Source organism: Streptomyces durocortorensis, assembly GCF_031760065.1.
Taxonomy (GTDB): Bacteria; Actinomycetota; Actinomycetes; order Streptomycetales; family Streptomycetaceae; genus Streptomyces.
Window position 1 is genome coordinate 5,738,270 of the sequence record NZ_CP134500.1, and the last position, 20,004, is coordinate 5,758,273.

A 20,004-nucleotide genomic window follows, 5' to 3' on the forward strand; every position below is an offset into this window, starting at 1 on the left:
TGCGACCCATGACACAGCAGCAGACCGCGGGCGGCGATGTCCGCCTCGCCGGGATCAGCAAGACCTACGGCTCCTTCACGGCCGTGCACCCGCTCGACCTGACCGTCCCCCAGGGCTCCTTCTTCGCCCTGCTCGGCGCGTCCGGCTGCGGCAAGACCACCACCCTGCGGATGATCGCGGGCCTGGAGGAGGCCACCACCGGTACGGTCTTCCTCGGGGACGAGGACATCACCGACCTGCCCCCGTACAAGCGGCCCGTCAACACCGTCTTCCAGAGCTACGCGCTCTTCCCGCACCTGGACATCACCGAGAACATCGCCTTCGGCCTGCGCCGGCGCGGCATCAAGTCGGTGAAGAAGCAGGTCGACGAGATGCTGGAGCTGGTCGAGCTCGGCGACTTCGCCCGCCGCAAACCGCACCAGCTCTCCGGCGGCCAGCAGCAGCGCGTCGCCGTGGCCCGCGCCCTCATCAACCACCCGCAGGTCCTGCTGCTCGACGAACCGCTCGGCGCCCTCGACCTCAAGCTGCGCCGCCAGATGCAGCTGGAGCTCAAGCGCATCCAGACCGAGGTCGGCATCACCTTCGTCCACGTCACCCACGACCAGGAGGAGGCCATGACCATGGCCGACACCGTCGCGGTGATGAACGGAGGCCGCGTCGAACAGCTCGGCGCCCCCGCCGACCTCTACGAGAACCCGCGCACCACGTTCGTCGCCAACTTCCTGGGCACCTCCAACCTCATCGAGGGCGAGATCGTTTCCACCGGCGACGATCTCGTCGTGGCGGCGGGCGGCGGCAAGCTCACCCTGCCCCGCGAACGGTGTTCGGCCCCCACCACCAGCGGCGGCCGCCTCCTGCTCGGCATCCGGCCCGAGAAGATATCCCTGGCCCACGCGGACGACGCCGATGACATCGCCGCGGGCCGCAACCGTGTCACCGGACGCATCACGGACTCCAGCTTCATCGGCGTCTCCACCCAGTACGTGGTCGAGAGCCCGGCCGGAACGGCCCTCCAGGTGTACGAGCAGAACGTCGACAGGCGCGCCGGACTCCTCCCCGGCGCCGAGGTCGTCCTGCACTGGAACCCCGCCCACACCTTCGGCCTCGACGCCGCCCAGGACATCGACGCGGGCGCGACGAGTGTGGAGGACGCGGAGTGAGCGTCACCGAGGCGCCGCCCGCGCCCCCTTCACACCCCGAGGAGCCCAAGCTCCGCAAGCCCTCCACCCGCAAACGGCTGATCCCTTACTGGCTGCTGCTTCCCGGCATCCTCTGGCTGGTCGTCTTCTTCGCGCTGCCGCTCGTCTACCAGGCCTCCACCTCCGTACAGACCGGCTCCCTGGAGGAGGGCTTCGAGGTCACCTGGCACTTCCAGACGTACGTGGACGCGCTGCGCGACTACTACCCGCAGTTCATCCGGTCCCTGCTCTACGCGGGCACCGCCACGATCCTCTGCCTGCTGCTGGGCTACCCGCTCGCCTACCTCATCGCCTTCAAGGCGGGCCGCTGGCGCAACCTGGTGCTGGTGCTGGTCATCGCCCCGTTCTTCACCAGCTTCCTCATCCGTACGCTGGCCTGGAAGACGATCCTGGCCGACGGCGGCGCGGTCGTGGACGTGCTCAACACCCTGCACGTCCTGGACGTCACCAGCTGGCTCGGCTGGACCGAGTCCAACCGGGTCCTCGCCACGCCGATGGCCGTCGTCTGCGGCCTCACGTACAACTTCCTGCCGTTCATGATCCTGCCGCTCTACACCTCGCTGGAGCGGATCGACGGCCGGCTGCACGAGGCGGCGGGCGACCTCTACGCCACCCCCGCCACCACCTTCCGCAAGGTGACGTTCCCGCTCTCCATGCCGGGCGTCGTCGCCGGGACCCTGCTGACCTTCATCCCGGCCAGCGGCGACTACGTCAACGCCGAGCTGCTGGGATCCACGGACACCAAGATGGTCGGCAGCGTCATCCAGAGCCAGTTCCTGCGGGTCCTGGACTATCCGACGGCCGCCGCGCTCTCGTTCATCCTCATGGCGGTCGTCCTGCTGATGGTCACCTTCTACATCCGCCGCTCCGGGACGGAGGACCTGGTCTGATGCCCGCACTGCGCTGGATACGCCGGAACCTGGTCGTCATCGCGGGTCTGCTGACCCTCGCGTACATGATCCTTCCGAACATCGTCGTGATGGTGTTCTCGTTCAACAAGCCGAACGGGCGCTTCAACTACTCCTGGCAGCGGTTCTCGCTGGACGCCTGGAAGGACCCCTGCGGCGTCGCCGACCTCTGCGGCTCGCTCTCGCTCTCCCTCCAGATAGCCTTCTGGGCGACCCTGGGGGCCACCGCGCTCGGCACGATGGTCGCCTTCGCGCTGGTCCGCTACCGCTTCCGGGCGCGCGGCGCGATCAGCTCGCTGATCTTCCTGCCGATGGCGATGCCCGAGGTCGTCATGGCCGCCTCCCTGCTCACGCTCTTCCTGAACATGGGCGCCCAGCTCGGCTTCTGGACCGTGCTGATCGCCCACATCATGTTCTGCCTCAGCTTCGTGGTGACGGCCGTCAAGGCGCGCGTGATGTCGATGGACCCGAGGCTGGAGGAAGCCGCCCGCGACCTGTACGCGGGCCCTGTGCAGACCTTCGTACGGGTGACCCTTCCCATCGCCGCCCCGGGGATCGCGGCGGGAGCCCTGCTCGCCTTCGCGCTCTCGTTCGACGATTTCATCATCACGAATTTCAACGCGGGCTCCAGCGTCACCTTCCCCATGTTCGTCTGGGGATCGGCACAGCGCGGCACACCCGTGCAGATCAATGTCATCGGCACCGCCATGTTCATCATTGCGGTACTGATGGTTCTCGTCGGCCAGCTCATCGCGAACCGGCGAAAGAGCAACGCTCGATCCTGAAAGTCCTGAAGGAGTTGGAAACCATGGCCCCAGCTGCCATGCGTATTGCTGCACAATCGCTCTCCGGTGCCAAGCCGGTCTCCTACTGGCTCGACGACCCGGCCAGGCCCGACGCGCTCCCCGCCCTCACCGGCGACGAGCACACCGACCTCCTGGTCATCGGCGGCGGCTACAGCGGCCTGTGGACCGCGCTCATCGCCAAGGAGCGCGACCCCGAGCGGGACGTCGTCCTCATCGAGGGGCACGAGGTGGGCTGGGCCGCCTCGGGCCGCAACGGCGGCTTCTGCGCCGCCTCCCTCACCCACGGCCTGGCCAACGGCGTCGAGCGCTGGCCCGACGAGATCGCGAAGCTGGAGGAGCTGGGGGAGCGGAACCTCGACGCCATCGAGGCCGCCGTCACCCGCTACGGGATCGACTGCGAGTTCGAGCGGACCGGCGAGATCGATGTCGCCACCGAGCCCCACCAGCTCGAAGAGCTGCGGGAATGGCACGAGGAGATCCTGCGGCTCGGCATCACCGGGGTGGACTTCCTGGACCGTGAGGCCCTGCGCGCCGAGGTCGACTCGCCCACGTTCCTCGGCGGCCTCTGGGACCGCCGGGGCGTGGCGATGCTGCACCCGGCCAAGCTCGCCTGGGGCCTGAAGCGGGCCTGCCTGGAGCTGGGCGTACGGATCTACGAGCACACCCGGGGTCTCGACCTCGTGCGCTCCGGCCCCGGGATGGCGGTGCGCACGCCGTACGGGCGGGTCCTCGCCCGCCGGGTCGCGCTCGGTACCAACATCTTCCCCTCACTCGTCAAGCGGGTCCGCCCGTACACCGTGCCGGTCTACGACTACGCGCTGATGACCGAGCCGCTCACGCCCGAACAGCTCGAATCCATCGGCTGGAAGGGGCGCCAGGGACTCGGCGACAGCGCCAATCAGTTCCATTACTTCCGGCTTTCCGCGGACAATCGGATCCTGTGGGGCGGATACGATGCGATCTATCCGTACGGGGGAAAGCTGAGCGCCGATCTCGACCAGCGTCCGGAGACGTTCCTGAAACTCGCAGGACAGTTTTTCGACTGTTTTCCCCAGCTTTCCGGACTGGGTTTCTCCCACGCCTGGGGCGGTGCGATCGACACCTGCTCCCGGTTCACCGCGTTCTTCGGAACGGCTCATCAGGGGCGGGTCGCCTACGCCGCCGGATTCACCGGTCTCGGTGTCGGCTCCACCCGTTTCGGGGCGGACGTGATGCTGGATCTGCTCGCGGGCCAGGAGACCGAGCGGACCCGCCTCGAAATGGTCCGTTCCAAGCCGATGCCGTTCCCGCCCGAGCCGTTCGCCTGGGCCGGGATCGAGATCACCAAGCGCTCCCTCGCCCGCGCCGACAGTAACGGCGGACACCGCAATCTGTGGTTGAAGACCATGGACAAGCTGGGCCTCGGCTTCGACAGCTGACAGTCAGCCCAACAGTGTGACCCACGTCACCGCTGCTGGTGGCCCAACCCGCGTCATAGTCGGCGCCCAACCCTCTCTCGCACGTGAGCACCGGCGGAACCCCGCCGGTGCTCACGTCAACGGGAGGCAGGTCATGACGGGACCGGAGACGAAAGCCGCGGTCGAGTGGCTCACATCGGTGGCGCCGGATCCCGGCGCCTGCCGGTGGGAATGGGCGCGCAACCCGCAGGGGGTCGTGCTCCTTCCCGCCGGCCGGCGCTGGGACGTTCTGATCCTCCCCGGCGGGCTGGGCTGTCCGACGCTCGACATCCTCACCCGTCTCATCGACCGCCCGGGCCCCGTCCTCGCCGACTTCGGTGAGGCCCGACTGGGCTTCTTCGTGCCGCCGGGCACCGTCTCCCGCTGGATCGGCACCGGGATCAGGGGCTGCGGTCAGGGCACCTGGATCGTCGTCCCCTACCCGGGGCGGGCCGCCGGGGGTGTGCGCTGGCTGATCCCGCCGGACGGCTCGGGCACCCTCACCGACGCCGGGCTGCTGGAGCTGGCGATGCACGAGGCGGCGGGCGCCGCCGCCCGGGACGCCCGCGGGAAACACCGCCCGGAGGGCTGAGAAAGGCCGCCAGAGGTCTTGACAACCCCATTGGTCTGGACCATGTTGTGCGCACGCCACTCCCCGAATTCCCCCCTGCGCGGAGGCTGTTGTGGAACGCACCGGACCAACCGTCAGACTTTCCCGGCTTCTGGCCGTCGGCTCGGCCGCTCTGCTCGCTGCCGGTGCCCTGGTCGCCTCGGCCCCGGCGGCAGGCGCGGCCGATGCGGACCTGGTGCGCAACGGCGGCTTCGAAGCGGGACTCGACGGCTGGAGCTGTACGGCCTCCAGCGGCTCGGTCGTCGCCACCCCCACGCACAGCGGCACCGCGGCGCTCAAGGCGACCCCGGTCGGCGGTGACCACGCGAAGTGCTCGCAGAAGATCACGGTCAAGCCCGACTCCACGTACACGCTGAGCGCCTGGGTGCAGGGCGGGTACGTCCACCTCGGCGCATCCGGCACCGGCACGACCGACGTCACCACCTGGACGCAGTCCCCCGGGACGTGGGAGCGGCTCACCACCGGCTTCACCACCGGCCCCGCCACCACCTCCGTGACCGTCTACACCCACGGCTGGTACGGCACCCCGGCCTACTACGCCGACGACCTCACCCTCATCGGCCCCGGCGGCGACCCCGTCCAGATCCCCGCCGTGCCCGGGGGCCTGAAGCCGACGGCGACCACGGCCTCCTCGGTCTCCCTCTCCTGGAACGCCGTCTCCGGCGCGAGCGGCTACAACGTCTACCGGGGCGGTACGAAGGTCGACTCGGTCACCGCGACCTCCGCCACCGTGACGGGCCTGGCAGCCTCCACCGCGTACAGCTTCCAGGTCGCGGCCACCAACGAGGCCGGTGAGTCCGCGAAGTCGGCGGCGGTCAGCGCGACCACCGCGGAGAGCGGAGACGGCGGGGCCGAGCTCCCGGCCCGCGCACTCGTCGGCTATCTGCACTCCAGCTTCGCCAACGGCTCCGGCTACACGCGGATGGCGGACGTGCCCGACTCCTGGGACGTCATCAACCTCGCCTTCGGCGAGCCCACCTCCGTCACCTCCGGCGACATCCGCTTCGCGCTCTGCCCGGTCGCGGAGTGCCCGAACGTCGAGTCCGAGGCGGAGTTCAAGGCCGCGATCAAGGCCAAGCAGGCCGCGGGCAAGAAGGTGCTGATCTCCATCGGCGGCCAGAACGGCCAGGTGCAGCTCGCCTCCACCGCGGCCCGCGACGCCTTCGTCACCTCGGTCTCCAAGATCATCGACACCTACGGCCTGGACGGCCTGGACATCGACTTCGAGGGCCACTCCCTCTCGCTGAACACGGGCGACACCGACTTCCGCAGCCCCACCTCACCGGTGATCGTCAACCTGATCTCCGCCGTCAAGACCCTCAAGGCGAAGTACGGCTCCGACTTCGTCCTCACGATGGCCCCCGAGACCTTCTTCGTACAGCTGGGCTACCAGTTCTACGGCTCCGGTCCCTGGGGCGGCCAGGACCCGCGCGCCGGCGCCTACCTCCCGGTCATCCACGCCCTGCGCGACGACCTGACCCTGCTCCACGTCCAGGACTACAACTCCGGCCCGATCATGGGACTCGACGATCAGTACCACACGATGGGCGGCGCGGACTTCCACATCGCGATGACCGACATGCTGCTCGCGGGCTTCCCGGTGGCGGGAGACCAGAGCAAGGTCTTCCCGGGCCTGCGCCCCGACCAGGTCGCCATCGGCCTTCCGGCCTCCACCCACGCGGGCAACGGCCACACCGCGCCGGCCGAGGTCAACAAGGCGCTCAACTGCCTGATCAAGAAGACCGACTGCGGCTCCTACCAGACCCACGGCACCTGGTCCGACCTGCGCGGCCTCATGACCTGGTCCATCAACTGGGACCGCTTCAACAACGAGGAGTTCTCCCGGAACTTCGACTCCTACTTCGGCGACTGACCCATCCGGGAGCGGACCTGAGGCCGTCCCCCACCGAACCGATGCCCGTCGCCGGGGTGAAGAGGACTGCGGCGACGGGCATCACCCATGCCGCCCTCCGGGCTCTCCTGGAGTGGGCGCGAGGCCGGAGGCAGTGCCCGGAGCAGTGCCCGCCGACGGACCGCTGGGCATCCACTTCGCGATGATCAGCCACGACAGCCCGGAGCTCACCGAGTGGCTCACGGCGCTTTTCACCGCCGCCGAGCGACCCACCACAGGGGCGCGAGCAGCAGCGGCCCCAGGCACCAACTGGCCAGCACATCCAACGGCCAGTGGTAACCGTGCAGCACCAGACCGAAGCCCGTCGCCGCGGTCAGCAGCACCGCGGCGAGGGGCGGGAGCCAGGCCCGCAGCCACGACGGGCGGGGCAGCGCCAGGAGCAGCAGGGCCGAGGCCCCGTACGCCACGGCCGCCGTCGCCGTATGCCCGGACGGGTAGTAGTTGACCGCCTCGGTCAGGGGCCCCTGCCGGGCGGTGGCCACCTTCAGCGGAATCACCAGCGCGGGTACCGCCGCCATGGTGAGGGCCGCGTACACGGGCAGCCGCCGGGCGCCGCGCCACAGTGCGTACGCGATCGCGCAGACGAGCACGGGAAGCGCGACCGGCATACCGCCCAGGTCGGAGAAGAGCTGGGTCAGCCGGGCCGGGCCGCGTCCGAACAGCTCGCCGCCGAGCCGCTCGTCCAGCCGGAAGAGGGGGCCCTCGGCCGCGACCTGCCAGGTGATCAGGGCGAAGAGCACCGCGAGGGAGCAGAGGACACCGGAAACGAGAGGTGCCGGCCACCCGGGAACAGGGGGGGTTGTTCCGGGATGGCCGGCGGGATCGGTTCGCCGCGCGCCCCGGGGGGTGTGGGGCGGGCGGCCGTCCGACCGGTGAGGAGTCCCGGAGCCGGAGGCTCCGGTGGCGTGCGCGGAGGCACGCCCGGGACGGTGCTGGGGAAGCCCCGGCCCGGAACCGCCCGCGGTCTCCCGCGGGCGATGTGTTTCTCTCATCTGCACAAACCGTACGGCAGGGGAGGCGCGGCCGAAAGCCGCCGCCGCGACCCGTCATCGCCCCCGCACACGTTCTTCACAGGCCCTCACCCGGATGCGGGAGCGACGCGTCGAAACGGCCCGCCGCCCGCATCCCGGTTCGATGGAATCTTCGATGGATTCAGAGGGTGCCGAACGCCTGCTCGATGAGGTCGAGGCCCTCGTTCAGCAGGTCCTCGCCGATCACCAGCGGCGGCAGGAAGCGCAGGACGTTGCCGTAGGTGCCGCAGGTGAGGACGAGCAGCCCCTCGGCGTGACAGGCCTTCGCGAGCGCGCCCGCCGCCTCCGGGTTCGGGTCCTTCGTGCCGGACTTCACCAGCTCGATCGCGATCATGGCGCCGCGGCCGCGGATGTCGCCGATGATGTCGCCGTTGGGCAGCTTGGCCCGCATCTCGGCGAGGCGGCCCTTCATGACCTCCTCGATCCGCTTGGCCTTCGCGTTGAGGTCCAGCTCGCGCATGGTCTCGATGGACCCGAGCGCACCGGCGCAGGCGACCGGGTTGCCGCCGTACGTACCGCCCAGGCCACCGGCGTGCGCGGCGTCCATGATCTCGGCGCGGCCGGTCACGGCGGACAGCGGCAGACCGCCCGCGATGCCCTTGGCGGTGGTGATCAGGTCCGGGACGATGCCCTCGTCCTCGCAGGCGAACCACTGGCCGGTACGGCAGAAGCCGGACTGGATCTCGTCCGCGACGAAGACGATGCCGTTGTCCTTGGCGAACTGCGCGATCGCCGGGAGGAAGCCCTTGGCCGGCTCGATGAAGCCGCCCTCGCCGAGCACCGGCTCGATGATGATCGCGGCGACGTTCTCCGCACCGATCTGCTTGGTGATCTCGTCGATCGCCTGGGCCGACGCCTCGGCACCGGCGTTCTCGGCGCCGGTCGGCCAGCGGTAGCCGTAGGCGACCGGGACACGGTAGACCTCGGGCGCGAACGGGCCGAAGCCCTGCTTGTACGGCATGTTCTTCGCCGTCAGCGCCATCGTGAGGTTGGTCCGGCCGTGGTAGCCGTGGTCGAAGACGACGACGGCGGTGCGCTTGGTGTAGGCGCGGGCGATCTTCACCGCGTTCTCGACGGCCTCGGCGCCCGAGTTGAACAGCGCCGACTTCTTCGCGTGGTCGCCCGGCGTCAGCTCGGCCAGCTGCTCGCAGACCTCGACGTACCCCTCGTACGGCGTGACCATGAAACAGGTGTGGGTGAAGTCCGCGAGCTGCGCGGAGGCGCGGCGCACGACGGCCTCGGCGGAGGCGCCCACGGAGGTCACGGCGATCCCGGACCCGAAGTCGATCAGCCGGTTGCCGTCCACGTCCTCGATGATCCCGCCGCCCGCACGGGCGGTGAACACCGGCAGGGTGGAGCCCACACCTGCGGCGACGGCCGCGGTACGGCGAGCCTGAAGCTCGGCCGACTTCGGGCCGGGGATGGCAGTGACGACGCGGCGCTCCTGCGGGATTGCGGTCATGAGGGGCTCCTGGGGGTGTTTCGGACGCTCTTCTTTCTGCAGGCTAGGGGCGGGGGAGGGGTGCGGGCATGCTCCGATCGGGAGTGGTGGGGGCGTGTCGTTGTCCTTGGCGGACAGGTGGCGAACAGGTGGCGGAGGGGCCCCTGCCGGGCCGGTGCGGCAGGGGTCCTGGGCGATCCCGGACGGTCACTATCCGGGCGCGTTGCTGAACTCACCGTGTGCGCGCACTAGATTGACCGGGGCAGCGGACGGACCGGCAGGTCAAGGGGGCAGTGGTTCATGGACGACGACACGCGGGGCGTACGGGGCACGAGCGCGGACAGGGTCCCCGGACCGGCCGTCCCGCCACCGCCCACGGCCCCGCCCCGGGTACCTCCCCCCGCCGCAGCGCCCGCGCCCTCCGTATCCGGCCTCGGTGCTCCGGCCCCGTACCCGGCCCCGCCGACCGGACGAGCGCCGGCTCCGCCCCCCACCGCAACCCCGGTCGAGCAGCCGTCCCCCGAGGCCCCGGTCGACGCCTGGCTGCGCACTCCCCGCCCGCCCCAGGGGCCCGGCGTCTGGCGGTTCGGATACACCCCGCCCCCGCCCGAGGAGGCCGAGGGCGTATCCGACCGGTCGCTGCTGGTCGGCGCCCTGATCTCGCTGCTCTCCGCACTGCTGCTGTGGTCGCTGTGGCGCAACGGCTACCTCCCCTACCGCCTCGTCCCGCTGAAGCTCTTCACCCCAGGGGAATGGTGGAACCCGGGAACGTCCGGCGGCCCCCGCACCATCGAGGGCAGTGACGCCCTCACGGTGTACGAGGCGATCCTGTTCGGGCTGCTGGCCTACGGCTGCGGCCGCATCGGCAACTTCTCCGAGCTCTTCCGCCGCCATGTCGCGGGCCGGGGGCAGCCCTTCCTCGCCGTCGCCGCCGCTGTCGCCGCAGGGTTCACGCAGCTCCTCGTCTGGAAGGAGACCCTGCCGGTCGTCCGCCCGGTCCTCGTCCTGGTCGCCTCCGTCGCGGGCGGCGAGATCTACCAGAGCCAGACCGTCGTCAACGTGATCTACGGACTCATCGCCGCCGCCGTGCTCTGGCCCTTCGCCCGCCTCGGCCGCTGGCGCGAACTGATCGCCGCCCGCCGGGTCAGCCCCGCCCCCGCCCCCGGCAGCCCGCCCGCCCCCGCCACGGCCGCCTCCCCCGACCAGTGGCCCGAGCTGCGCGCAGCGGGCTGGACCGACGCGGCGGACACCCTCACCGCCGAGGTTCGCACCGGCCGCATGAACGACGTGGACGTGGCCCGGCTCCGCCACGCGTGGACGCTCGCCACCCGGCGGCCCGACCGGCTCGCCCCCTTCGCCGAGGCCGTCCTGCGTACCGGGGGAGCCGCTGCCCTGCACCCTTCGGGCCACCGAGACCTGCCCCGCCGCACCGCCCGCCACGACGTCCTCACCGGACAGGTCAGGATCGGCCGGTGCGCCCAGGACCAGCACAACCCCTACGTCCGCCGGGGTACGGGCCTCGCCCTGGACCCCACACTGCTGGGCACCTCACTGCTCGCCGTGGGCCCGCCGGGGGCGGGGAAGTCCGCGCGTCTGATCCGGCCGGTCGTCGAAGCCCTCGCGCTGCGCGCGCTCGCCGGGCAGGCCGCGGTCCTCGCCGTCGGCGCGGCGGGTGCGCCGCTGGGCCCGGACGAGGCCTTCGACGTCGTCGTACGCGTCGGCAACCCTGCCTCCGCCCATGACCTCGACCTGTACGGGGGGACCACCGACCCCGACGAGGCCGCAGCCGTCCTGGCGGAGGGGCTCGTCGGTGATGTCGGCAGCCTCGACAGCCGCCGCTCCGCCACTGTCCTCGCCCAGCTCCTCGGTCCCTACCGGGCAGCCCACGACCACTTCCCCTCCGTGCCCGAGCTGCGTGAGCTCCTCGACGGCACCCCGGCCGCGATCGCCGGGCTCCGCGCCGCCCTGGAAGCCGCCGGGCACCACGCGATGCTTCGCGAGCTGGACGCCCGGGCCCGGCAGGCGGGCGGCCCCGGCGACCCCGCGCCGGTCCTCGCCGACCGGGTCGCCCTGCTCGACCGTCCCGCGTTCGCCGGATTCTTCGCCACCGGACCGGACGCCCGCCCCTTCGCCCTGCGCTCTCTCGGTCAGCACCCGCTCCGGGTCCGCATCGACCTGCCGGAGCGCGGCCACGCGGAGGCGTCCCGACTGCTCACCCGACTCCTCCTCGCCCAGTTCACCGCGATCACCGCGGCGCGCACCGACACCGCGCTCTTCGCCTGCCTCGTCCTGGACGACGCCACTCACGCGGTGACCGCCGAGACCGTCCGGGGCATCCGCCGCCTCCGCTCGGTCAACGCGGGAGCCGTACTCGCCCTGCGTACCGTGGACGACGTGCCCGAGGCCCTGCACACCCCGCTGCTCGGCGCGGTCGGCTGCACGGCGGCCTTCTCCGGCATCACCACCTGGGACGGCAAGCGCTTCGCCGAGGCCTGGGGCAAGGAGTGGGTCGAGACCCGCGAGGTCGCCCAGCACACCGTCTTCGCCGACCAGCCCTTCACCCGCGCCCTGCACGCCCTGCGCAAGCTCGTCACCGGCAAGGCCGTGACCACGGACGCGGTGACCGTACGGCAGGTGGAGCGGGAGCGGTGGTCGGCCTCCGAGCTCGCTTACTCCGTCCCGGCCGGGCACGCGGTCATCCGGCTGGCCACCGTCGAAGGCGAGCATGCGCCGCCGCTCCTCGTGCAGCTGGACGCCTGACTTCCCCTACCGGCCAGTAGGGGACTCACCCCCCCTGAGAGCGGTTAACCGGCACCCTGCCGCCCTGGCAGAATCAGAGGCAGCCGTTCATACGGGACGGCGAAATCGACGGCATCCGCCAAGCGATGGCGGTCCGCCGAACTTGTCCCCGACCCCGAGGGTTCCCGGCCCATGCCCCCCACGCTCGCCTCGCTCGTCCAGCACTCGGCGCTCAAGCTCACCGTGCGGGCGGGCGCGGACCGGCTCGACACCGCCGTGCGCTGGGCCCACGCCAGCGAGCTCGCCGACCCCGTGCCCTACATGGACGGCGGCGAACTGCTCCTCGTCACCGCCACCAACCTCGACGCCGAGAACGCCGAGTCCATGCGGCGGTACGTGCGGCGGCTCGCCGGGGCCGGGGTCGCCGGGCTCGGGTTCGCCGTCGGGGTCAACTACGACGACATCCCGGCCGCTCTCGTCGACGCCGCCGAGGAAGCGGGCCTTCCGCTCCTCGAAGTCCCCCGCCGCACCCCGTTCCTCGCCATCAGCAAGGCCGTCTCCGCCGCCATCGCCGCCGACCAGTACCGCGCGGTCACCGCGGGGTTCGAGGCCCAGCGCGAGTTGACGAAGGCCGCGCTCGCCGGGGACGGCCCCGCCGACCTGCTCGCCCGGCTCGCCGCCCATATCAACGGCTGGGCCGCCCTGTACGACACCTCCGGCGCGGTGCTGGCCGCCGCCCCCGACTGGGCCGCCCGCCGCGCCGCCCGGCTCACCCCGGACGTCCAGCGACTGCGCGACCGGCCCGCCCCCGCCAGCGTCGTCGTCGGCGACAGTGAGGACCGGGTCGAGCTCCAGTCGCTCGGCACCGGCCGCCGGGCCCGCGGCGCGCTGGCCGTCGGTACGGGAGCGGCCCTGGGTACCGCCGAGCGGTACGCCGTGCACTCCGCCGTCGCCCTGCTCACCCTCACCACCGCCCGCTCCCGCTCCCTCCAGGGCGCCGAACAGCGCCTGGGCGCCGCGGTCCTGCGGATGCTGCTCGCCGGGCAGCCCGACCACGCGCGGGCGGTCGCCGGAGACCTCTACGGCGGCCTGCTGGACGCGCCCTTCCGGCTGCTCATCGCCGAGGCCCCCGCGCCGGCCGGACCCGACCTGCTCACCGAGACGATGGAGGCCGCCGCCGCCCGTTCCGGCGAGGCGCTGCTCCTGGTTCCCGAGGGTGAGCGCGTGGTCGTGCTCGCCGCGGACGGCGGGGCCGCCGTCGCCGCCTGCGCGTCCTACGCCGAGGCCCAGGACGAACGTGCGCCGCGCGAAGGAGGCGCCGAGGACAGCGAGGTCGTGGTCGGCCTCTCCGCCCCCGCCGGCCCGGTCGCCGTCTCCGCCGCGTACAAGCAGGCCGAGCAGGCCTTGTCCGTCGCCCGCCGCCGGGGCAGGGCGCTGGTCGAGCACGAGGAGCTGGCGGCCGGTTCGGTGCTCCCCCTGCTCGCCGACGACGCGGTACGGGCCTTCGCCGACGGCATGCTCCGCGCGCTCCACGAGCACGACGCCAAGGGCCGCGGCGACCTCGTGGCCTCCCTGCGCGCCTGGCTCTCCCGGCACGGGCAGTGGGACGCCGCCGCCGCCGACCTGGGCGTGCACCGGCACACCCTGCGCTACCGGATGCGCCGCGTGGAGGAGATCCTGGGCCGCTCGCTGGACGACCCGGACGTCCGCATGGAGCTGTGGCTCGCACTCAAGGCGACGGCGGCGACGGGAGCGGAGGGGACGGCCGCAGCGACGGGAGCAACGGCAGCGACGGCAGCGACGGGTCCAATGGCGACGGCAACCGCGACCGCTGAGACTGCTGAGGCCACCAGGACCACCAGGGCCACCGGGACCGCCGGGATTCCCGGGCCGCCCGAGCCCGCCGAGCCCGCCGAGCCCGCCGGGGAATGAGCGGAACGGCCCCGACCGGCCGCCCCCGTCCCACCACGCACCAGCCGCCCCACCCGCCACCCGCTCCGCCAATTCGGAGCACCCGACACCCGCTCCGCTCCACGCCGGACAAACGCCCTCAGCCCCCTGCCGCCCTACCGTGGGACCACAGCGGTGAGCCTTCCGGGCGCCCGCCACCCCCGTCACGACCTCCGAAGGGCCGGAACCTCCATGACTTCCACCCACGCCTTCTGGCTGGCCGGCCGCCAGGCCACCGGTGCGGACAGCTTCGACGTCACCAACCCGTACGACGGACGTCTCGTCGGCACCGTCAGCGTGCCGACCGACGCCCAGGTCGAGGAGGCCGTCGCCGCCGCGCACGCCGTGCGCGACGAGTTCGCCGCGACCCCGGCGCACGTACGGGCCGCGGCCCTCGACCACGTCGTACGGCGGCTGACGGAGCGTACCGAGGAGATCGCCCAGCTGATCTCGGCGGAGAACGGCAAGCCGATCAAGTGGGCCCGCGGCGAGGTCGGCCGGGCCGTGTCCGTGTTCCGGTTCGCGGCCGAGGAGGCCCGCCGGTTCAACGGCGGCGAGGCCCAGCGGCTCGACACCGACCTCGGCGGCACCGGCCGGCTCGGGCTGGTCCGGCGCTTCCCGCGCGGGGCCGTCCTCGGCATCGCGCCCTTCAACTTCCCGCTGAACCTCAGCGCCCACAAGGTCGCCCCGGCCATCGCCGTCGGCGCTCCGATCATCCTCAAGCCCGCCCCGGCCACCCCGATCTCCGCCCTGATCCTCGGTGAGCTGCTGGCCGAGACGGACCTCCCGGCCGGTTCCTGGTCCGTCCTGACGGTCCCGAACGACAAGATGCCCGCCCTGGTCCAGGACGAGCGGCTGCCGGTCATCTCCTTCACCGGCTCCGGCCCCGTCGGCTACGCGATCATGGAGTCGGTGCCCCGCAAGCACTGCACCCTGGAGCTCGGCGGCAACGGCGCGGCGGTCGTCCTCGGCGACTACGCCTCCGACGAGGACCTCGACTGGGCCGCGACCCGGATCGCCACCTTCTCCAACTACCAGGGCGGCCAGTCCTGCATCTCGGTGCAGCGCGTCATCGCCGACGCCTCGGTCTACGACCGGCTCGTCCCGAAGATCGTCGCCGCCGTCGAGGCGCTGGTGACCGGCGACCCGGCCGACGCCACCACCGACGTGGGCCCGCTCGTCAGCGAGGACGCGGCCAAGCGCGTCGAGTCCTGGGTCGACGAGGCCGTCCAGGGCGGCGCCGAGCTGCTCACCGGCGGCAAGCGCGACGGGGCCACCTACGCCCCGACCGTGCTCGCCGGTCTCCCCGACGACGTGACGCTCTCCTGCGAAGAGGTCTTCGGGCCGGTCATGTCCCTCCAGAAGGTCGACGGCGAGGGCGAGGCGTTCGCCGCCGTCAACTCCTCCAAGTACGGCCTCCAGGCCGGGGTCTTCACCCACGACCTCCAGACCGCCTTCCGCGCCCACCGCGCCCTGGAGGTCGGCGGCGTGATCATCGGCGACGTCCCCTCGTACCGCGCCGACCAGATGCCGTACGGCGGCGCCAAGCAGTCCGGCGTCGGCCGCGAGGGCGTGCGCTACGCCATGGACGACTACACCTACGAGCGCGTCCTGGTCCTCACCGGCCTCGCCCTGTAACACCCCCGGACGGTCCCGCCCGCGCCCCGCCCGGACAGCGAGCGCGGGCGGGGCCCGCCGACCACACCCCTGCGGACGCCGCGGCCGCACTCCGCACGGACCGGGTCAGGACTTGCGGATGGTCATGGTGTTGTCGTTGGAGGGATATCCGTACTTGTACTGCTGGCAGTCGACGGACTTGGACCGGCTGTGCACGGTCCACCCGGCCGGCACCTCGAACAGGCCGCAGATGGTCTTGGTGGTGCCCTTCGGGAGACCGGCGAGATTCACCAGCCCGACCCGGTTGTGGTAATCGCTGGTGCCGCGGCTCCGGTTGCAGTCGGAGACCGACGAGTACCTGGTGATGTGGAACCCGGACGGGATCGGGCTGTAGGTGCACGCCGACACGGTTCCGCCGGCGGCCACGTCGCTGGTGTCCGTGATCCGCTTCGTGTTGTACATGCCCCCGCCGGTCGAGCCGCACCGGGAACTGTCCCAGTACTTCACCTCGACCCACCCCACGGGCGTGCTCGTCCAGCCGCACACGTCCTTCGGTGTCGCGGCGCCGGCCGTGCCCGAGGCCATCAGCCCACCCAGCAGCGATGCGGTCAGCGCAACTCCCACACGTCTGTACCAGTTCATCCTCATACCCCCAGGTATCGGACCTCGTGCCCTTCGTGGCTGCGCAGGAGTCTGTCACTTCTGACATGCACCTGGCCAGGAGTGCTGCTTATCGGCTGGTCCGGCGCGATCGTCAACGGGGTGCCCTTGCTCCAGGTGGTGACGATGCCTTGCCCGACCCGGGTGCGCGTACGAAGTGGTCGATGCCCGGATCAGCGGGCCCCGAGTCCCCGGACCGCGCCCCGACGCTCCTGGCGCCCGGCCCGCTCGGCTGAAGGAGGCCGGTGTCCCGCCTCGTGCGCGGGGGCTGGTGCGGGTGCCGATCAGCGGGTACACGGGTTACATACGGACCAGAAGCAGCCCAGTAGCAGCAGCGACGAGCGGCGAGGTGAGGTCCCTCATGTCCGCACCACACAACACACCCCAGGTCCCCAAGGCCCCCAAGGTCACCGAACGCGAAGCGCGGCGGGTCGCCGAGGCCGCCCGTGAGCAGGACTGGCGCAAGCCCAGCTTCGCCAAGGAGCTGTTCCTGGGGCGGCTCAGGCTCGACCTGATCCACCCGCATCCCATGCCGCCGCCCGACGACATCAGGCGCGGCGAGGAGTTCCTGGCGCGGCTGCGGGCGTTCTGCGAGACGAAGGTCGACAGCGCCCGGATCGAGCGCGATGCGAAGATCCCCGACGAGGTGATCGACGGACTCAAGCGGCTCGGCGCCCTCGGGATGAAGATCGAGACCAAGTACGGCGGCCTCGGCCTCACCCAGGTGTACTACAACAAGGCGCTCGCTCTCGTCGGCTCCGCCAGCCCCGCGATCGGCGCCCTGCTCTCCGCGCATCAGTCGATCGGCGTACCGCAGCCGCTGAAGATCTTCGGCACCCAGGAGCAGAAGGACGTCTTCCTGCCCCGGCTGGCCACCACCGACATCTCCGCCTTCCTCCTCACCGAGCCCGACGTCGGCTCCGACCCCGCCCGCCTCGCCACCTCCGCCGTGCCCGACGGGCCCGACTACCTCCTCGACGGCGTGAAGCTGTGGACCACCAACGGCGTCGTCGCCGACCTGCTCGTCGTCATGGCCCGGGTCCCCGCGTCCGAGGGCCACCCCGGAGGCATCACCGCCTTCGTCGTCGAGGCGGACGCCCCCGGCGTCACCGTGGAGCACCGCAACGCCTTCATGGGGCTGCGCGGCATCGAGAACGGCGTCACCCGCTTCCACCAGGTGCGGGTGCCCGGCGCGCACCGGATCGGGCCCGAGGGCGCCGGGCTGAAGATCGCCCTCACCACCCTCAACACCGGCCGCCTCTCGCTGCCCGCGATGTGCGTCGGCGTGGGCAAGTGGTCGCTGAAGATCGCCCGCGAATGGTCCGCCGTACGGGAGCAGTGGGGCCGGCCCGTCGCCCAGCACGAGGCGGTCGGCAAGAAGATCTCGTTCATCGCGGCCACCACCTTCGCCCTGGAGGCCATCGTCGACCTCTCCTCGCAGATGGCCGACGAGGACCGCAACGACATCCGTATCGAGGCCGCCCTCGCCAAGCTGTACGGCTCCGAGACGGGCTGGCTGATCGCCGACGAACTGGTCCAGATCCGCGGCGGCCGAGGCTTCGAGACCGCCGAGTCCCTGGCCGCCCGTGGGGAGCGGGCCGTTCCGGCCGAGCAGATGCTCCGGGACATGCGCATCAACCGGATCTTCGAGGGCTCCACCGAGATCATGCATCTGCTGATCGCCCGCGAGGCCGTCGACGCCCACCTCAAGGTCGCGGGCGACATCATCGACCCCGACAAGCCGCTCTCCGCCAAGGCGAGGGCGGGCGCGAACGCCGCCGGGTTCTACGCCCGCTGGCTGCCCAAGCTGGTCGCCGGACCGGGCCAGCTCCCGCGTACGTACGCCGACTTCCACCCCGCGGGGCACCGCGACCTCTCCGGCCACCTCCGGTACGTCGAGCGCTCCTCCCGCAAGCTTGCCCGCTCCACCTTCTACGCCATGTCCCGCTGGCAGGGCCGGATGGAGACCAAGCAGGGCTTCCTCGGCCGGATCGTCGACATCGGCGCCGAACTCTTCGCCATGAGCGCCGCCTGTGTCCGCGCCGAGCATCTGCGCGGTGCGGGCGAGCACGGCCGCGAGGCTTACCAGCTCGCGGACGCCTTCTGCGAGCAGGCCCGCATCCGGGTGGAGGAGCTGTTCACCCGCCTGTGGTCCAACACCGACGACCTCGACCGGCGCGTGGTCGACGGTGTCCTGTCCGGTATGTACACCTGGCTGGAGGAGGGCGTCGTCGACCCCAGCGGCGAAGGCCCCTGGATCGCGGATGCCACACCCGGCCCCTCCGTCCGGGAGAACCAGCACCGCCCGGTGCGCTGAGGCCTGTCCCCCGAGGCCGACCGGGGTGCGTCCACCCCGTCCACACACCGGACGCACCCCCTCGCCCCGCCCGCCGCCCGGCAGGATGGGCGCCGTGACCCTCATCGACCTTCCCGGCTCCAAGTCCGTCACCGCCCGCGCCCTCTTCCTGGCCGCCGCGGCCGACGGCACCACTACTCTCCTGCGCCCGTTGCACTCGGACGACACCGAGGGGTTCGCCGAAGGCCTCCGGAGCCTCGGGTACCGGGTCACCCAGGAGGCCGACCGCTGGCACATCGAGGGCCGCCCGGCCGGGCCCGCCGCCCCCGAGGCCGACGTCTACTGCCGTGACGGCGCGACCACCGCCCGCTTCCTGCCCGCCCTCGTCGCGGCCGCCGCCTCCGGCACGTACCGCTTCGACGCCTCCGCCCAGATGCGCCGCCGCCCGCTGGCCCCGCTCACCCGGGCCCTCACCGGCCTCGGTGTCGACCTGCGCCACGAGGGAGCCGAGGGGCACCACCCGCTGACCGTCCGGGCCACCGGCATCACGGGCGGCGAACTCACCCTGGACGCGGGGGAGTCGTCCCAGTACCTCACCGCCCTGCTGATGCTCGGACCGCTCACCGCGAAGGGGCTGCGGATCAAGGTGACCGAGCTGGTCTCCGCCCCCTACGTCGAGATCACCCTCGCGATGATGCGGAGCTTCGGCGTGGACGTGCTGCGCGAGGGCGACACCTTCACCGTCCTGCCCGGCCGCTACCGGGCCACCTCCTACGCCGTCGAGCCCGACGCCTCCACCGCGAGCTACTTCTTCGCCGCGGCCGCCCTCACCGGCCGCGAGGTCACCGTCCCCGGCCTCGGCGCCGGCGCGCTCCAGGGCGACCTGCGCTTCGTCGACGTCCTGCGCGCGATGGGCGCCGAAGTGGCGGTCGGCGCCGACGCCACCACCGTCCGCTCCACCGGCCCGCTGCGCGGGCTCACCGTCAACATGCGCGACATCTCCGACACCATGCCCACCCTCGCCGCCATCGCGCCCCACGCGGACGGGCCCGTACGGATCGAGGACGTCGCCAACACCCGGGTCAAGGAGTGCGACCGGCTGGAGGCGTGCGCCGAGAACCTGCGCCGCATGGGCATCACCGTGCACACCGGCCCCGACTGGATCGAGATCCACCCCGGTATGCCGAAGCCCGCCGGGATCGCGACCCACGGCGACCACCGCATCGCCATGTCCTTCGCCGTCGCCGGACTGCGCACCCCCGGTCTGACGTACGACGACCCCGGCTGCGTACGCAAGACCTTCCCGCGCTTCCACGAGGTGTTCGCGGACTTCGCGAACGCCCTCGAAGGGCGCTGAAAGGCGCCGACCGCGCGCCCC

Annotated in this window: 13 protein-coding genes and 1 pseudogene; 11 read left to right on the top strand and 3 right to left on the bottom strand. The window is 71.9% G+C overall.

Features of this window, described 5'->3' with window-relative positions:
- Positions 1 to 8 precede the first annotated feature (8 nt).
- From RI138_RS25485 to RI138_RS25510, 6 genes are all read left to right on the top strand, one after another.
- Positions 9 to 1,160: an ABC transporter ATP-binding protein gene (locus RI138_RS25485; protein WP_096626438.1), complete on the top strand. Its 1,152-nt coding sequence runs from the start codon at positions 9 to 11 to the stop codon at positions 1,158 to 1,160.
- Positions 1,157 to 2,089 carry an ABC transporter permease gene (locus tag RI138_RS25490; protein WP_311121763.1) on the top strand — a complete coding sequence of 311 codons (933 nt, stop codon included), beginning with the start codon at positions 1,157 to 1,159 and terminating at the stop codon, positions 2,087 to 2,089. Before RI138_RS25485 ends, RI138_RS25490 begins: the two co-directional genes overlap by 4 nt.
- A complete protein-coding gene (locus RI138_RS25495; RefSeq protein ID WP_311121764.1) occupies positions 2,089 to 2,892 on the top strand; it encodes an ABC transporter permease in 804 nt (267 codons plus the stop codon). Before RI138_RS25490 ends, RI138_RS25495 begins: the two co-directional genes overlap by 1 nt.
- Positions 2,893 to 2,915: 23 nt before the next feature.
- Positions 2,916 to 4,331, top strand: coding sequence for an NAD(P)/FAD-dependent oxidoreductase (locus RI138_RS25500; RefSeq protein WP_311121765.1), 1,416 nt, complete (start codon positions 2,916 to 2,918; stop codon positions 4,329 to 4,331).
- Positions 4,332 to 4,464: 133 nt separating this feature from the next.
- Complete coding sequence (locus tag RI138_RS25505) at positions 4,465 to 4,941, top strand: hypothetical protein (protein ID WP_311121766.1); 477 nt, start codon at positions 4,465 to 4,467, stop codon at positions 4,939 to 4,941.
- A gap of 91 nt (positions 4,942 to 5,032) precedes the next feature.
- Positions 5,033 to 6,853: a chitinase gene (locus RI138_RS25510; RefSeq protein WP_311121767.1), complete on the top strand. Its 1,821-nt coding sequence runs from the start codon at positions 5,033 to 5,035 to the stop codon at positions 6,851 to 6,853.
- 230 nt (positions 6,854 to 7,083) lie between these two features.
- On the opposite strand, the gene RI138_RS25515 is transcribed toward RI138_RS25510, so the two are convergent.
- Both RI138_RS25515 and gabT read right to left on the bottom strand, forming a co-directional pair.
- A complete protein-coding gene (locus tag RI138_RS25515; RefSeq protein WP_398864354.1) occupies positions 7,084 to 7,620 on the bottom strand; it encodes a phosphatase PAP2 family protein in 537 nt (178 codons plus the stop codon).
- 424 nt (positions 7,621 to 8,044) lie between these two features.
- Positions 8,045 to 9,385, bottom strand: a complete 1,341-nt coding sequence (gabT, locus tag RI138_RS25520; RefSeq protein WP_311121769.1) for a 4-aminobutyrate--2-oxoglutarate transaminase — start codon at positions 9,383 to 9,385, stop codon at positions 8,045 to 8,047.
- 279 nt (positions 9,386 to 9,664) lie between these two features.
- On the opposite strand from gabT, the gene RI138_RS25525 reads away from it, so the two are divergent.
- The 3 genes and pseudogenes from RI138_RS25525 (at position 9,665) to RI138_RS25535 (ending at position 15,691) form a co-directional block, all read left to right on the top strand.
- A complete protein-coding gene (locus RI138_RS25525) occupies positions 9,665 to 12,124 on the top strand; it encodes an ATP/GTP-binding protein (protein ID WP_311121770.1) in 2,460 nt (819 codons plus the stop codon).
- 171 nt (positions 12,125 to 12,295) lie between these two features.
- A pseudogene (locus RI138_RS25530) lies at positions 12,296 to 13,855 on the top strand (PucR family transcriptional regulator); the annotation flags it as partial.
- Positions 13,856 to 14,245: 390 nt separating this feature from the next.
- Entirely contained in the window at positions 14,246 to 15,691 is a 1,446-nt protein-coding gene (locus RI138_RS25535) for an aldehyde dehydrogenase family protein (RefSeq protein WP_096632868.1), read from the top strand.
- Between the two features lie 105 nt (positions 15,692 to 15,796).
- Here RI138_RS25535 and RI138_RS25540 read toward each other — a convergent pair whose 3' ends face one another.
- Positions 15,797 to 16,312, bottom strand: a complete 516-nt coding sequence (locus RI138_RS25540) for a hypothetical protein (RefSeq protein WP_311121771.1) — start codon at positions 16,310 to 16,312, stop codon at positions 15,797 to 15,799.
- 379 nt (positions 16,313 to 16,691) lie between these two features.
- Between RI138_RS25540 and RI138_RS25545 the strand changes: the two genes are divergently transcribed.
- Complete coding sequence (locus tag RI138_RS25545; protein WP_311121772.1) at positions 16,692 to 18,647, top strand: acyl-CoA dehydrogenase family protein; 1,956 nt, start codon at positions 16,692 to 16,694, stop codon at positions 18,645 to 18,647.
- 94 nt (positions 18,648 to 18,741) lie between these two features.
- Positions 18,742 to 19,983 carry a 3-phosphoshikimate 1-carboxyvinyltransferase gene (gene aroA / locus RI138_RS25550; protein ID WP_311121773.1) on the top strand — a complete coding sequence of 414 codons (1,242 nt, stop codon included), beginning with the start codon at positions 18,742 to 18,744 and terminating at the stop codon, positions 19,981 to 19,983.
- Positions 19,984 to 20,004: the final 21 nt, after the last annotated feature.

Bases quoted from the DNA above. Each gene is read 5' to 3' on its own strand.
- RI138_RS25540 (WP_311121771.1), bottom strand. From the start codon at position 16,312: ATGAACTGGTACAGACGTGTGGGAGTTGCGCTGACCGCATCGCTGCTG.
- RI138_RS25505 (WP_311121766.1), top strand. From the start codon at position 4,465: ATGACGGGACCGGAGACGAAAGCCGCGGTCGAGTGGCTCACATCGGTG.
- RI138_RS25525 (WP_311121770.1), top strand. From the start codon at position 9,665: ATGGACGACGACACGCGGGGCGTACGGGGCACGAGCGCGGACAGGGTC.
- RI138_RS25545 (WP_311121772.1), top strand. From the start codon at position 16,692: ATGTCCGCACCACACAACACACCCCAGGTCCCCAAGGCCCCCAAGGTC.
- RI138_RS25535 (WP_096632868.1), top strand. From the start codon at position 14,246: ATGACTTCCACCCACGCCTTCTGGCTGGCCGGCCGCCAGGCCACCGGT.
- gabT (WP_311121769.1), bottom strand. From the start codon at position 9,385: ATGACCGCAATCCCGCAGGAGCGCCGCGTCGTCACTGCCATCCCCGGC.
- RI138_RS25500 (WP_311121765.1), top strand. From the start codon at position 2,916: ATGGCCCCAGCTGCCATGCGTATTGCTGCACAATCGCTCTCCGGTGCC.
- RI138_RS25495 (WP_311121764.1), top strand. From the start codon at position 2,089: ATGCCCGCACTGCGCTGGATACGCCGGAACCTGGTCGTCATCGCGGGT.
- RI138_RS25485 (WP_096626438.1), top strand. From the start codon at position 9: ATGACACAGCAGCAGACCGCGGGCGGCGATGTCCGCCTCGCCGGGATC.